We start from the raw sequence: 13,652 nt of genomic DNA, 5'->3' as shown, positions 1-13,652 counted from the left end.
TGCCACAGCCGCACACTTTGTGCCGCCTTGCCGCGTGTTGTTGTTGTTGATTCTCTGACGCCCTGATTCCTTAGCGTCGCAGCCCGCCCCTTTTCTCGGCGAGATGCTGCCGTGCGCGCTTCAGACCAGAAAGTCGACTCGGCATGACCGTTTCAACCTCCGTATTTCCTGTTCTCGACACCGAGACCACGGTGACCGTCCGTCGCAGGGTGCAACCCCGCCCGGCCGTCGACATCGACCGAATGACCCGCTACCACGGCGGCACCTATTCGCACACCGTCGACCGGATCGTGTTCACCGACGGCACCAGCGCCCGTACCGATCTGATTCGCCTCAACCCCGGCATCGCCGCCTATTCGCTGGACTTCCACGGCGTCGCGCCCACCCGGCCATCGGCATACCGGATCGACACCTGGTCGGCGGTTCCGAACCTGCGTGCCGGCGCCCGTGACCCCCGCGAAGTTCAGGTCGACTGGATCCTGCGCAACTCGGTCCCACGGCTGACCACCGTCGAGTTGAGCCGTCGGCTGCGGGAGGCCGGCCACCCGCTGGGACGCGGCAACATCACTGAGCACGAGGCGATAGCCGCCACCCAGGCCGCGATCTGGCGATTGACCAACGGTTTGGAGCTGGACACCCGTGCCCGCACCGAGCCGGTCCGGGTGCTGCGCGACGCCGACGGGGTGACCGTCGAGTTCGAAGAGGCCCTTGAGTTGGGCGGCTACACCCTGGAACTGGTCGCCTCGGAGCCGGTGACGGTGACCCTGCACAAGTCCGATGACGGCCGTAGCTGGCGGGCGGTGCCCTCGTCGCGGCTGGCCGTTGAGGCCGCCGGCGCTCACCGCAAGGCGCTCGGCGTGGGTGCCACCGTCGGGGGCCACCGGTTCTACCGACTGTCGGTTGCTGGGCCGGGGACGGCGGCCACTCTCGGCGACGTCGACTTCTGGCTCAACGGCACCAGCACCTATCGCAATGCCGATCGCATCGTGGCCCTGTACCGCTACCTGCTGGCCGGCGCGGCAGGCGCGCGCACCACCGCACCGGGATTGAACGTCTCGGCCGCCACCATGGCCGACGGACTGGTGGGGCCGCTGCGCTTGTCCGTCGCGGACTCCGCGGCGCTGAGCGCCGAGGGCGCGGTGTTGCTGGATGCCGACGGCAACGAGCTGACCGGCCCGGTGGAGCCGGGCAGCGTGTTCTACCTGCGTCCGCGCCCGGGCGCGGTGTCGGCACGGGTGCGCGTCACGGTGCCCGGTACCGAAGACGGCTACGGCGGGCGGGTCCTCACTGGCATTGCCGCAGAACAGGACTCGCAGATGTTCACCCCGGTGGCGCTGGCGGTTCCGGCGGCGCTGGTCGTCGACTTCGACCTCTCTTGGCCGCAGCGACGAGCCTTGCCGCACCGGTCGCGACGACCGCGGTCAGCGGCCCGATCCGCCTAGCGCGCCGGATCTGCCAGCGGCAGCCGCACCCGGAACACCGTCCAGCCCTCGGTCGACTCCACACTCACCGAGCCGCGGTGCGCGCCGACGATCGAGGAGACGATCGCCAACCCCAGCCCGGTGCTGCCCAATTCACCGGAGCGGGCCTTGTCCGCCCGGACGAACCGCTCGAAAAGGTGCGGTACCAATTCGGCGTCGATACCGGGCCCGTCGTTGGCCACCGTCAAGTCCGCGGCCGGCCCACCCACTCCGCCGTGGTCTGCGGTGATGGCCGTCGTGACCGTCACCCCGGGCGGGGTGTGCACCCAGGCGTTCTTCAACAGGTTGGTGACGACCTGGTGCAGCCGCGCGCGGTCGCCGCGAACCCACACCGGGGCAGCGGGCAGGTCTTTGATCCAGTGGTGGCTCGGCGCGGCGGCGGCCGCGTCGTTGACCGCGTCGAGCACCAGGTCGGCCAGGTCGACATCTTCGAGCTGCAGGTCCTGGCCTTCGCCGAGTCGCGACAGCAACAACAGTTCTTCCACCAGCGAGGCCATCCGCTGCGCCTCGGCCTCGATGCGGGCCAGCGCGTACTCGGTGGTGGGCGGCAGGGCCGCGCTGTCCTGCCGGGTCAGTTCTGCGTACCCCTGAATGGCCGCGAGCGGTGTACGCAGCTCGTGGCTGGCGTCGGTGATGAACTGCCGCATCCGCCGGTCGGCGTCACTGCGGTAGGCAAGTGCGCTGTCGACGTTGTCCAGCAATCGATTCAGGGCGCCGGCGACGATTCCCACCTCGTTGCCCGGGTCGACGTCGGCTTCGGCCACCCGAATGGTGATGCGCTCGTCGCCCTCGGCCAGCGGCATCGCCGCCACCGAGGCGGCGGTCGCCGCGACCCGGCGCAGCGGCCGCAACGCATAGCTGACCACGGTGATGGTCAACCCCGCGGTGACCAGCAGTGCCAATGTGTAAAGCGCTGAGGCAGCGGCCATTCGGCGATCGACGGTACGGTTCGCCAGGTGCATCGATCCGCCGATGAACAACAGGTCGTCATCATCGACCGCGCGGGTGGCCACCCGATAGTCGCCCAAGCTGCCCAACTCCACCGTCTGCGGTGCACCACCGGCCCAGTGCCCCCCGGCGATGGTGGCCACCACATCGGCGGGCGCACGATAAGGGTCGCGCTTGGTGAACACCACCGCCCCGATCACCACGCCGTCGCGCAGCACCGCCAGCACATTGCCCGGGGTTTGATCGCTGAAACCGAGCATGGCCGCGCCGATGTTGGACTGGCCGTCGGGCCCCACCACGTTGTCGACGTGGCGATAGTCGGCGAAGTAGTGGCTGAAGGCATTGAGTGACTCGTAGAGGTCGGCGTCGATCGTGGCGGTGACGTAGGTACGCAGACTCAGCACCGACACCGCGCCCACCGCCACGAACACCGCGGTGACCACGGCCGACACCCCCAGCACCAATTGCCGGCGCAGACCACGCGGACGCCACCGAGGAGGCTTGGGGGCGGCGGTCATTCGGGTGGCTTGCACATGTATCCCACTCCGCGCACGGTGTGGATCATCGGCGCCCGGTCGGCGTCGATCTTCTTACGCAGGTAGGAGATGTAGAGGTCGACGATGCTGGTGCGGCCGGCGAAGTCGTAATTCCAGACCCGGTCCAAGATCTCCGCACGGCCCAACGCCCGACCCTGGTTGCGCATCAGAAAACGCAGCAGTTCGAACTCGGTCGTGGTCAGCGCCACCGCGGTGCCGCCGCGGGTGACCTGGCGGCTGGCGCCGTCCAACGTCAGGTCGCCCACGGTGAGGATCTCGTTCATCGGCGGTGTCAGCTGACTCGACCGGCGCAGCAGCCCACGCAGGCGGGCCACCAACTCCTCCAGGCTGAACGGCTTGGTCATGTAATCGTCGGCGCCCGAGGTCAGTCCAGTCACCCGGTCGGTCACCGAGTCGCGGGCGGTGAGAAACAGTGTCGGCGTATAGGGGTCGGATTCGCGGACCCGCTGCAGAATCCGCAGCCCATCGATATCGGGCAGCATGATGTCGAGCACCAGCAGATCCGGCGTCCCGCCGTGGAACTTGGTCACGGCGTCGCGTCCGTTATGGGCGACGTCGACCACCCACCCCTCGTAATGCAGGGCCATGGTCACCAGGTTGGTCAGCGCCGGCTCGTCATCAACCAGCAGCACCCGAATCGGGGAGCCGTCCGGGCGATAGATCCGCGGAAGCTGCCCGAGGATCGCCTTGCGTGGAGCTTGACCGTCCGTGTTACTCACCATCGGTCGCCATCTTCCACCGAGTCGGGGTCATTCGCCGAGCAGACGGTGCTTCCGCTGGGCGAATTTCTCCGGCGTCAGAATGCCCGAGTCCCGCAATTCGACCAGCGCGCGTAGTTCGGCGACGACGCCGATGGCCTTCGACTTGTCGGCTCTGTCGACCTTTACCGAGGCGTCCGGATCTTCGGGCTCTGCGGCCCGCTTGGGCGGTGCAGCGAGATTGGGCCCCGTGGCCGGCGGGCAGCGGCGTTCGGTGCCCGCCGGGTTGGTCAAGGCGCCCCCGGCCGCGCCGGCCAGCGCCATCTGGGAATACGGGAGCTTGGCCGCGGTCGCCATCGGCCCGGCTGCGGCGGAGGCGCTACCGGATGAAGCGGACACCACGTCCCGCAGCGCCGAGGGAACGGCCGCCGCCCAGGCCCGCGGCACCGACATGGCGCCCACCGGTATCGCCTTGCCGGCGCTGGCCCACGCTGTGCCGGTCCCTGCCAGGCTGGCTGTCGGGACCAAACTGCCTAGGGCGGGCGCGGTTTCACCGATCAGACCCAGAGCCCCCAGTTCGGCTCCTTCGGGAAGGGCGAGTTCTCCCAGCGTCATCGCCAGACCGCCGAATGCGCCGCCCAGGCCGATCGCCCCGAAGGGCCCGACGCTGCCCACCTCGAAAACCGCGCTGACCATATCGACCAGCAGGCCGGGCGACACCGTGCCGGCGCCGGTATCGGCGGCGGTGTTGGGTGCCGGTGCGGTGAAGGTGGGTAGTTGGGTGGCTGCTGTGGCGTTGGTGGCGTAGGCGTACATGGCGGTGGCGTCTTGGGCCCACATTTCGCTGTAGTGGGCTTCGGTGGCGGCGATGGCGGCGGTGTTGGTGCCGAGGAAGTTGGTGGCGACCAGGGTGGCCAGTTGGGCGCGGTTGGCGGCGATGACGGCTGGGGGCACGGTCATGGCGTAGGCGGTTTCGTAGGCGGTGGCGGCGGCTGCGGCTTGGGTGCCGGCGTGGCTGGCTTTGGTGGCGGTGGTGCTCATCCAGGCGGCGTAGGGGGTGGCGGCGGCGGCCATGGCTGTTGCCGACGGGCCTTGCCAGGTTTGGTCGGTGAGTTCGGCGATGATGGTTCGGTAGTTGTTGGCTGCTGATTCGAGTTCGGCTGCCATGGTTTTCCAGGCGGTGGCGGCGGCGCGGATGGGTCCTGAGCCCGCTCCGGTGTACATCAGGCCAGAGTTGACTTCAGGTGGCAGCGCTGCGAAATTCACTGGCCGGCCGCCGCCCCGTCGACGAACATGTCGATGACGCGTTCGCGTTGCCGATGGAATTCCTCGTCGGTGAGGACTCCCGATTCGTGCAGTTCGGCAAGCCCGCGCAGTTCGGCAAGCACCTCCACACCCGTCACGGTGTCCTCCGGCTCCTCCGATGGGTCCGGATCGGCTTGTTTGGGCGCCGGCACCGGGGCGGCGCGGCGTTCGGCGCCGTCGCTGCCGGCCGATCTGGTCAAGGCACGCCCCGCGGCGCCGGCCAGCGCCATCTCAGCCAAGGGGAGTTCAGCGCCGGCCGCCGCTGCCGCTGACATGGCGCTGGATTGGGTTGAGAGCAAGGTGATTTCGCGCAGCGCCGCGGGCGCGGCCGCCGCCCAGGCCCGCGGGACCGACATGCCGCCCACGGGTATCGCCTTGCCCACACCGGCCCAGGGCATTGCGGCGCGGCCGGTGCTGACCAGGCCCGCGGCGGGCACCGGGGCCACCACGGCTGGGGCAACACCCAGCGCAGCGCCGACAGGCAGCGCGTCGCCGAGCAGGCCCAGGCCGCCGACGGCACCGAAGTCGCCGGTGAAACCCAGCCCTGCGAAGGGCGCCAAGCTAGCCGTTTCGATGGCCAGGCCGCCGAATTCCAGTCCCGCACCGCCGCCTTCGAAAGGAGCGATGCTGTCCACCTCCAGCAGTGCGACCAGGATGTTGAGTAACAGACCTTCCTCGCCGGCGCCGTCGTATGACCCGCCCGTGGTGGCGTCGGCCGGTGCGGTGAAGGTGGGTAGTTGGGTGGCTGCTGTGGCGTTGGTGGCGTAGGCGTACATGGCGGTGGCGTCTTGGGCCCACATTTCGCTGTAGTGGGCTTCGGTGGCGGCGATGGCGGCGGTGTTGGTGCCGAGGAAGTTGGTGGCGACCAGGGTGGCCAGTTGGGTGCGGTTGGCGGCGATGACGGCTGGGGGCACGGTCATGGCGTAGGCGGTTTCGTAGGCGACCGCGGCGGCTGCGGCTTGGGTGCCGGCGTGGCTAGCTTTGGTGGCGGTGGTGCTCATCCAGGCGGCGTAGGGGGTGGCGGCGGCGGCCATGGCTGTTGCCGACGGGCCTTGCCAGGTTTGGTCGGTGAGTTCGGCGATGATGGTGCGGTAGTTGTTGGCTGCTGATTCGAGTTCGGCTGCCATGGTTTTCCAGGCGGTGGCGGCGGCGCGGATGGGTCCTGAGCCCGCTCCGGTGTACATCAGGCCAGAGTTGACTTCAGGTGGCAGCGCTGCGAAATTCATCGGCCACTCCTCGATCGCCGATATTTGACGCTATTTTCGCTAGCTACGACCGGGCAACTCGGCAGCGATGACTCATACGAAACACATATCTACCGGGCCCGTTTGGTTAACGAGGCGCTGCCAGCGGGGGAACTGCAGTGGAATACAGCCAGGCCTGCCACAACGATTGCAGCGGTTCGCCCGCGTATCCGGCGGCCAGTGCGGTGAAGTCTTCGGTGCCGGCGTTGCCGTGACGGTAGCGCGACGTCCAGTCGCGCAGCAGCGCGAAGAAGGCGTCGTCGCCCAGCCGGCCGCGCAGCAGATGCAGGGTGATCGCCCCGCGCTTGTACACCCGGTCGTCGAACATGTCGGCCGGTCCGGGATCGGCCAGCAGCAGATCTTGCGGCAGGCCCGCCAGTTGACGGTGGTAACGGCGCGCCAGCTGGTCGGCGCTCGGTCCGCCGGAATGTTCCGACCACAGCCATTCGGCGTAGCAGGCGAACCCCTCATGCAGCCAGATATCGCTCCAGCGTCGCAGGGTCACGCTGTTACCGAACCACTGGTGGGCCAGTTCGTGGGCGATCAGTCGGTTGGAGCCCCCGGTGCCGTCGCAGTGGTTGGCTCCGAAGATCGAAATCCCCTGTGCTTCAAGGGGAATCTCCAGATTATCGTCGGTCACCAGCACGGTGTAGCCTGCCGCCAGCGGGTAGGGCCCGAACAGGCGCACGAACAGCTCCATCATCTGTGCCTGTTCTGCGAAATCCTGCTCGAACTCGGTCTGCAGGCGGGCCGGCAGCACCGCACGGATTGCCACCGTCGAGCCCGGCAACCGGCGGGCCACGTACCGGCCGATCTGCAGGGTTACCAGATAAGTCGGGGTCGGCTCGGGCTGCTCGTAGGTCCAGGTGGTGCGGGTGGCCCGGGTCCGTCGCGATATCAGTTCGCCGTTGGCCACCGCGTAGTACGGGCTGTCGGTGCTGATCTGGATCCGGTAGCTGGCCTTGGCGTAGGGGTGATCGTCACACGGGAACCACGACGGTGCGCCGTTGGGCTGCCCGGAGACCAGTGCGCCATCGGTCAACTCCTCGAAACCAACTTCGCCCCACAGTGTTTCGCTGGGGCGCGGTGATCCCGAGTACCGGACGACGATCACCAGCGCGGCGCCCGGCGGCACCGTGGCGCCCAGCGTGATCCGCAGCTTCGCCGACGAGGTGGCGAACCGCGCGGGTGGTCGGCCGTTGACCCACACCTTCGCCACCGACAGTGTGTCGGCAAGGTCCAGGGTGAACTCGCGCAGCGCGGCCAATGCGACCGCGGTGATGGTCGCGGTGCCCGAGAGCCGGTTGCTGCTGACCTTGTACTCCAGGTCGAGCTCGTAGCGCGATACCCGGTAGCCGCTGTTGCCGCTGCCGGGCAGATACGGGTCAACAACAGGAGCGGGGGCCTTGGCTGCCTTCGTGGGTTTGCTCACGCCGCGGGCTCCTGCCTAGCGGCGGCCGATGAGCCGCGTTTCTTACCCGACACCGGCCACGGCGCAATGGGATTGCCCTGCCAGCGCGTCGCCGCCGGCACTTCGTCGCCGCGCATCACCAGCGAGGCCGGTCCGACGGTGGCACCGGCGCCCAGCCGGGCCGCGGGCAACGCCACACAGTTGGGCCCCAAGGTGGCGCCTGCATCCAGCGTGACGGTGTCCATCTGCATGATCCGGTCGTGGAACAGGTGGGTCTGCACCACGCAGCCGCGGTTCACCGTTGCGCCGGCGTCCAGCGTTACCAGGTCGGCTTCGGGCAGCCAGTACGTCTCGCACCACACGCCGCGGCCGATGGTGGCGCCGAGCGCCCGCAACCACAGGTTCATCACCGGGGTACCGGTTGCGGCGCGGGCGAACCACGGGGCGGCAACCGTTTCGACGAAAGCGTCGGAGACCTCGTTGCGCCACACGAACGACGACCACAGCGGGCGCTGTGACGCCCGGATCCGGCCCACGGTCAGCCATTTCGCCACCACCGCGCTGCCGCCGGCCACTGCACCCGCGGCCAGCAGCGTGACGCCGCTGCCCAGGGCGGTCCATCCGTAGCCGAACGTTGTTGCCCCCCACTGCAACGCGCCCAAAACCGCGGCCCCGATCGCGAACGTGACCACGACCGGGATCAGCCGGAATGTCTCCATGACGGCGCGCATCACCTTCAGTCGCAGCGGGGGTTCGAACGTTCGCTCGGCGTCGAGGTCGGCGGCTTTACGTCGCAGTCGCACCGGCGGGCTGCCCAGCCACGACGAGCCGGTCTTGGCCTTGTGCGGCGCCGTCGACAGCACTGCCACCAAGGAGTTGTCGGGGACCCGCCTGCCCGGCTGGGTGATCCCGGAATTGCCCAGGAATGCGCGCTTGCCGATGGTGGCCGGTGCGACGTGGATCCAACCGCCGCCCAACTCGTAGGAGGCCACCATGGTGTCGTCGGCGAGAAAGGCGCCGTCGGCGATCGTGGTGAACTTCGGGATCACCAGCGCGGTGGAGATCTCGGTGCCGGCGCCCACCTTGGCCCCCAGCAATCGCAGCCACCACGGTGTGATCAGGCTGGCGTACACCGGAAAAAGATAGTCACGAGCGTCGTCCATCAGACGTTCGGTGGCCCACAGCTGCCAACCCACCCGGCTGCGCACCGGGTGGTAACCGTCGCGCAGCCCGATCGACAACAGCCGCACCCCGATCACGGTCAAGGCGGCATAGCTGAACATCGCGACCAGCGCGGCCAGCGGGGTGGCCAGCGCCGCCGGGCGGATTGCCTCGGTCAGCGTGGCGCAGTCCCGAACGGCCCGGCCCAGCACCGCCAGCCCGGCTCCCAGCGCCAGTAGCGGCAGGCCGGCGAGCAACAGCGACGTCAGGCCGTACACCGCAGCCCACACCGGGCGCGGCGGCGGCCGGTGATCCGGCCAGGGATGGTGCGCCTTACCGGATTTCACCGCCGGCGAACCCGTCCAGTACTGGCCCTTCTTCACCTCACCGACTACCCCGGACCCGGGAGCGACGTCGGCGTCCTTGCCGACCGTGGCGCCGGGCAGCAGGGTGGTGCGGGCACCGATGGTGGCGTCGTTGCCTACCGTCACGGGACCGACGTGGAACGCATCGCCGTCGATCCAGTGCCCGGTCAGATCCACCTCCGGCTCGATGGAACACCGGTGGCCCAGCGTCAACATCCCGGTCACCGGCGGGGCGGAGTGCAGGTCCACGCCCTCGCCAATCTTGTTACCCAGAGCCCGCGCGTAATACACCAGCCACGGTGCGCCGGAAAGGTTCTCGGCGCCGCTGGCGGTGGCGAGCCGTTCGGCGATCCAGACCCGCAGGTGCTCGGGTCCGCCGCGCCGGTAGGTCCCCGGCGCCAGGTTGCGCAGTAGTGTGCGCGCCCCCAGTGCGGCGATGCCCATCCGGCCCAGCGGGGTCACGAACAGCACGAAGGCGGCGATCACCCACCACCAGTCGAGCCGCACCAGCCAAGACAGCGGGTGCACCGCCGACACCACGTTGTTGATCAGCGCCAGCCACGTCACCCACTGCAGCCCGGTCAGCGTGGCCAGTGGCACCGACAGCAGCACCTGCGCGGCTTGGGTCTGCCACGGCGTGGGCTCAACCGCGCGGGACGCGGCCTCGGCTGCGGGATCACTGCGGCCCATGTCGTCGAGGAACCCGGCCAGGGAGCCCAGGCGCGGACGGTCGTAGAGCTGGGCGACGGTGGTCTGCGGGTAACGCTGCCGCACCGCGGCCACCAGCTGTGCGGCTTGCAGCGATCCGCCGCCGAGGGCGAAGAAGTCGGCCTGCTCGTCGTCGACCGCGGCGCCCAGCACGTCGCGCCACAGTCCGGCCAGCCAGCCCAGGGTGCTGTCCGGGCCGTCGGCGAGAACTCCGCCGGGCAGGGCACCCGGCTCCGGCCCGACCGGCCACGGCAGCGCATCGCGGTCCACCTTGCCCGATGTGCGCGTAGGCAGTTCGTCGACCAGCACCAGCCGGGGCACCAGCGCGGCGGGCAGCTGCCGGCCCAGCTCGGCGCGTGCGGCCGTCAGATCGAAGTCCGGGTCGGTGCTGACCAGGTAACCGACCAACAGCGGGGTTCCCGCGGCGCTGGTCCGCACCGCAGCCGCGCCGCCGCTGACGCCGGGCAGCGTCACCAGGGCGCTGTCCACCTCGCCCAATTCGATGCGCCGGCCGCCGACCTTGACCTGGTCATCGGCCCGGCCGCAGAACACCAGCCCGTCGGCGTCCAACCGCACCAGATCGCCGCTGCGGTAGGCCCGCGGCCAATCCAGCTGCGGTAGCGGCGCGTACTTCTCGGCGTCTCGGTCGGGGTCCAGGTAGCGGCCCAGCCCGACACCGCCGATCACCAGCTCGCCGACTTCGCCGGTGGCCACCGGTGCCCCGTCGGGGCCGAGCACGGCCAGGTCCCAACCCAACAGCGGCAGTCCGATCTGAACCGGGCCGGTGCCGTCGAGCTGCGCCGCGCATGCCACCACGGTGGCCTCGGTGGGGCCGTAGGTGTTCCACACCTCGCGGCCGTCCACTGCCAGCCGGGACACCAGCTCCGGCGGGCAGGCCTCGCCGCCGAATATCAGCAGCCGCACCGCCTCCAATGCCTCGGCCGGCCACAGTGCCGCCAGGGTGGGCACGGTGGACACCACGGTCACGTCGCGTGACACCAGCCATGGCCCCAGGTCCATGCCGCTGCGTACCAGCGACCGCGGCGCCGGCACCAGACAGGCGCCGTAGCGCCACGCCAGCCACATCTCCTCGCAGGACGCGTCGAACGCGACCGACAGCCCCGCCAGCACTCGGTCGCCGGGCCCGATCGGGTTGTCCTGCAAGAACAGCTGGGCTTCGGCGTCGACGAAGGCCGCCGCGTTGCGGTGCGTGATAGCCACGCCCTTCGGGGTGCCGGTGGACCCCGAGGTGAAGATGATCCAGGCGTCGTCGCTGGTCTGCGGAGCCGTGGCCCGCCAGCCGCGGGACGCGCCGGGGCCGCGAATCAATCCCTGTTCGGTGATCACCGCTGCCACTTGGGCTTCGTTGAACACCAGCTCGGCGCGCTCGGGCGGATCGTCGGCGTCCACCGGCACGTAGGCCGCGCCGGTCGCCAGCGTGGACAGGATCGCCACGTACAGCGCGTAATTGCCCGACGGCATCCGAATGCCGATGCGATCGCCGCGGCCCAGGCCGCGGGCGGCCAGCCACGCGACACTGTCGGCGATGTCCTCGATCAGCTCCGCGTAGGTCAACACCACATTGCCGTCGTCGATGGCCGGAGCATCGGGGTAGCGGGCAGCGGTCTCTTGCAGAATGTCGATCAGGGTGCGGGGCTGCGGCGCCGAGCAGCCGCGCAGATATTGCGCGGGGACTTGCGGTGAGGGCACGACTGTAGAACGTACCCAGCACGGTCGGGGAGTGCAGCGCGTCACCGTCAGCTCGGCGCGTTGTTCCCCGGGTGAGGGCTACCGACGGCCGAGCCGCGCCAACCGGCGGTGCACGCCGTAAGCGGCAATACCCACGCCAAACACCGCGAGGCCGGCCAGGACCGAGGTGACTGGCAAGGCGAACGCGACAACAATGCAGCCCACCAAGCCGATGATCGGGATCAGGCGCGGGGGACGGCCCTCGGCGGCAGACAAGGTCCAGGCCGCGGCGTTGGCCACGGCGTAGTACACCAGGACCGCGAACGAGGAAAACCCGATGGCACCACGAATATCGGTAGTGGCGGCCAGCACGGCAACCACCAGACCGACCGCGATTTCGGCGCGGTGCGGCACCCCGTACCGGGGATGCACCGCGGTCAAGAACCCGGGCAGATACCGGTCACGGGCCATGGCCAGGGTGGTACGAGACACTCCCAGAATCAAGGCCAGCAAGGACCCGGTCGCCGCGAGTATCGCTGCGATCTGGACCGCCACGGTCAGTTTGGCCGCCCCGGCGACGGTCACCACCTGCGCCAGGGGCGCCGAAGCGCTGGCAAGACCTTCTGCGCCAAGAACATTCAGTGCTGCCGTCGCCACCAGTGCGTACACCACAAGGGTGATGGCCAAGGCGATCGGGATCGCGCGCGGAATGGTGTGGGCCGGGTCCCGTACCTCCTCGCCCAGCGTGGCGATGCGGGCATAGCCGGCGAACGCAAAGAACAGCAGGCCCGCTGCCTGCAACACCCCCGGCACCGACACCGACGAGTGGTCGAATCCACCGGTCTTAATACCGTGGGCGCCCGCGGCGGTCACCACAACCACTGCCAGCACCGCCAGCACCACCGCCACGATCACCCGGGTCAGCCACGCCGATTTCTGCACGCCCAGTACGTTGACGGCGGTCAGCCCCAGCACCGCCGTCACCGCGACCGCGTGGGCGTGCGCTGGCCACGCATAGAAACCCACGGTCAGCGCCATGGCCGCGCACGATGCGGTCTTGCCGACGATGAATCCCCACCCGGCCAGATAGCCGAAGAACGGGCTCAGCCGCTCGCGTCCGTATACGTAGGTACCCCCGGAGGCCGGATACCGTGCCGCAAGCCGCGCCGAGGAAATCGCGTTGCAGTAGGCGATCACCGCTGCCACGACCAGGCCGATCAGCATCGCCGCACCGGCCGCTGCGGCCGCAGGCGCCAACGCCACGAAAATGCCGGCGCCGAGCATCGAGCCCAGCCCGATCGTCACCGCGTCGAACAGGCCCAGCTGCCGGCGCAGCTCGCCGGGGGGCGCGTGATCGTCCATCAGCCCAAGACCTAGCCGATTGTGTGGCCGACCAACTGGCCGATCAGGTATGTGGTGCCCAGCGCGAGCGCCCCGCCGGTGGTATTGCGGATCAAGGCGTTTCGGACGTTTGCCCCACCCAAGCGTGCTGAGACCACACCGGTGAGCATCAGCGCCAGCAGCACGACCAGGACGGTCACCGGCACTCGCCACGTCGTTGGCGGCAGCAGGATCGCGACCATCGGCAACAGCGCTCCCACCGTGAACGCGAGGGCTGATGCCGCCGCAGCCTGCCACGGGTTGGTCAAATCGTCCGGATCGATGCCCAGCTCGACCTCAGCGTGCGCAGCGAACGCATCGTGATGGGTCAGCTCTTCGGCCACCAACTGGGCTGTTGCCGCCGACAGTCCTTTGGCTTCATACAAACTCGCAAGTTCATCGAGCTCGGCAGCCGGGTCTTGTTGCAGTTCGCGACGCTCCTTGTGGAGCACAGCCTGTTCGGTGTCACGTTGCGTACTCACCGAAACGTACTCACCGAGGGCCATTGATACAGCGCCGGCCGCCACACCGGCGATACCGGCGGTGAAGATCGGACCCCGTTGCACGGTGGCCGCGGCAACACCGACCACGATGCCCGCGATCGAGACGATGCCGTCGTTGGCGCCCAATACTCCGGCGCGCAACCAATTGAGTTTCGACGCCAGCGAGCCGTCGTGGGGCTCGGCTGAGTGCGGTGGAAGCATC

General features: G+C 69.1%; 9 protein-coding genes. 1 reads left to right on the top strand and 8 read right to left on the bottom strand.

Features of this window, described 5'->3' with window-relative positions; genetic code table 11:
- Nucleotides 1-143 precede the first annotated feature (143 nt).
- Nucleotides 144-1,442, top strand: a complete 1,299-nt coding sequence (locus RCP37_RS20130; RefSeq protein ID WP_308484711.1) for a TQXA domain-containing protein — start codon at nt 144-146, stop codon at nt 1,440-1,442.
- Here RCP37_RS20130 and RCP37_RS20125 read toward each other — a convergent pair.
- From RCP37_RS20125 to RCP37_RS20090, 8 genes are all read right to left on the bottom strand, one after another.
- A complete protein-coding gene (locus RCP37_RS20125) occupies nt 1,439-2,947 on the bottom strand; it encodes a sensor histidine kinase (RefSeq protein WP_373693071.1) in 1,509 nt (502 codons plus the stop codon). The genes RCP37_RS20130 and RCP37_RS20125 overlap by 4 nt on opposite strands.
- Entirely contained in the window at nt 2,944-3,708 is a 765-nt protein-coding gene (locus RCP37_RS20120; protein ID WP_308484709.1) for a response regulator transcription factor, read from the bottom strand. Before RCP37_RS20120 ends, RCP37_RS20125 begins: the two co-directional genes overlap by 4 nt.
- 27 nt (nt 3,709-3,735) lie before the next feature.
- Complete coding sequence (locus RCP37_RS20115) at nt 3,736-4,950, bottom strand: PPE domain-containing protein (RefSeq protein WP_308484708.1); 1,215 nt, start codon at nt 4,948-4,950, stop codon at nt 3,736-3,738.
- Nucleotides 4,947-6,215, bottom strand: a complete 1,269-nt coding sequence (locus RCP37_RS20110; RefSeq protein ID WP_308484707.1) for a PPE family protein, SVP subgroup — start codon at nt 6,213-6,215, stop codon at nt 4,947-4,949. Before RCP37_RS20110 ends, RCP37_RS20115 begins: the two co-directional genes overlap by 4 nt.
- Before the next feature lie 106 nt (nt 6,216-6,321).
- Nucleotides 6,322-7,665 carry a M1 family metallopeptidase gene (locus RCP37_RS20105; protein ID WP_308484706.1) on the bottom strand — a complete coding sequence of 448 codons (1,344 nt, stop codon included), beginning with the start codon at nt 7,663-7,665 and terminating at the stop codon, nt 6,322-6,324.
- On the bottom strand, nt 7,662-11,633 hold the full coding sequence (locus tag RCP37_RS20100) for a Pls/PosA family non-ribosomal peptide synthetase (RefSeq protein ID WP_373693070.1): 3,972 nt from the start codon (nt 11,631-11,633) through the stop codon (nt 7,662-7,664). Before RCP37_RS20100 ends, RCP37_RS20105 begins: the two co-directional genes overlap by 4 nt.
- 33 nt (nt 11,634-11,666) lie before the next feature.
- Nucleotides 11,667-12,929 (bottom strand): APC family permease, encoded by a 1,263-nt coding sequence (locus RCP37_RS20095; RefSeq protein ID WP_308484704.1) that lies wholly within the window; start codon nt 12,927-12,929, stop codon nt 11,667-11,669.
- Nucleotides 12,930-12,940: 11 nt separating this feature from the next.
- Nucleotides 12,941-13,651: a VIT1/CCC1 transporter family protein gene (locus tag RCP37_RS20090; RefSeq protein ID WP_308487174.1), complete on the bottom strand. Its 711-nt coding sequence runs from the start codon at nt 13,649-13,651 to the stop codon at nt 12,941-12,943.
- Nucleotide 13,652: the final 1 nt, after the last annotated feature.

Origin of the sequence: Mycolicibacter sp. MU0102 (assembly GCF_963378105.1) — a bacterium.
GTDB lineage: Bacteria > Actinomycetota > Actinomycetes > Mycobacteriales > Mycobacteriaceae > Mycobacterium > Mycobacterium holstebronense.
This window is presented reverse-complemented; position numbering and strand designations above follow the sequence as displayed.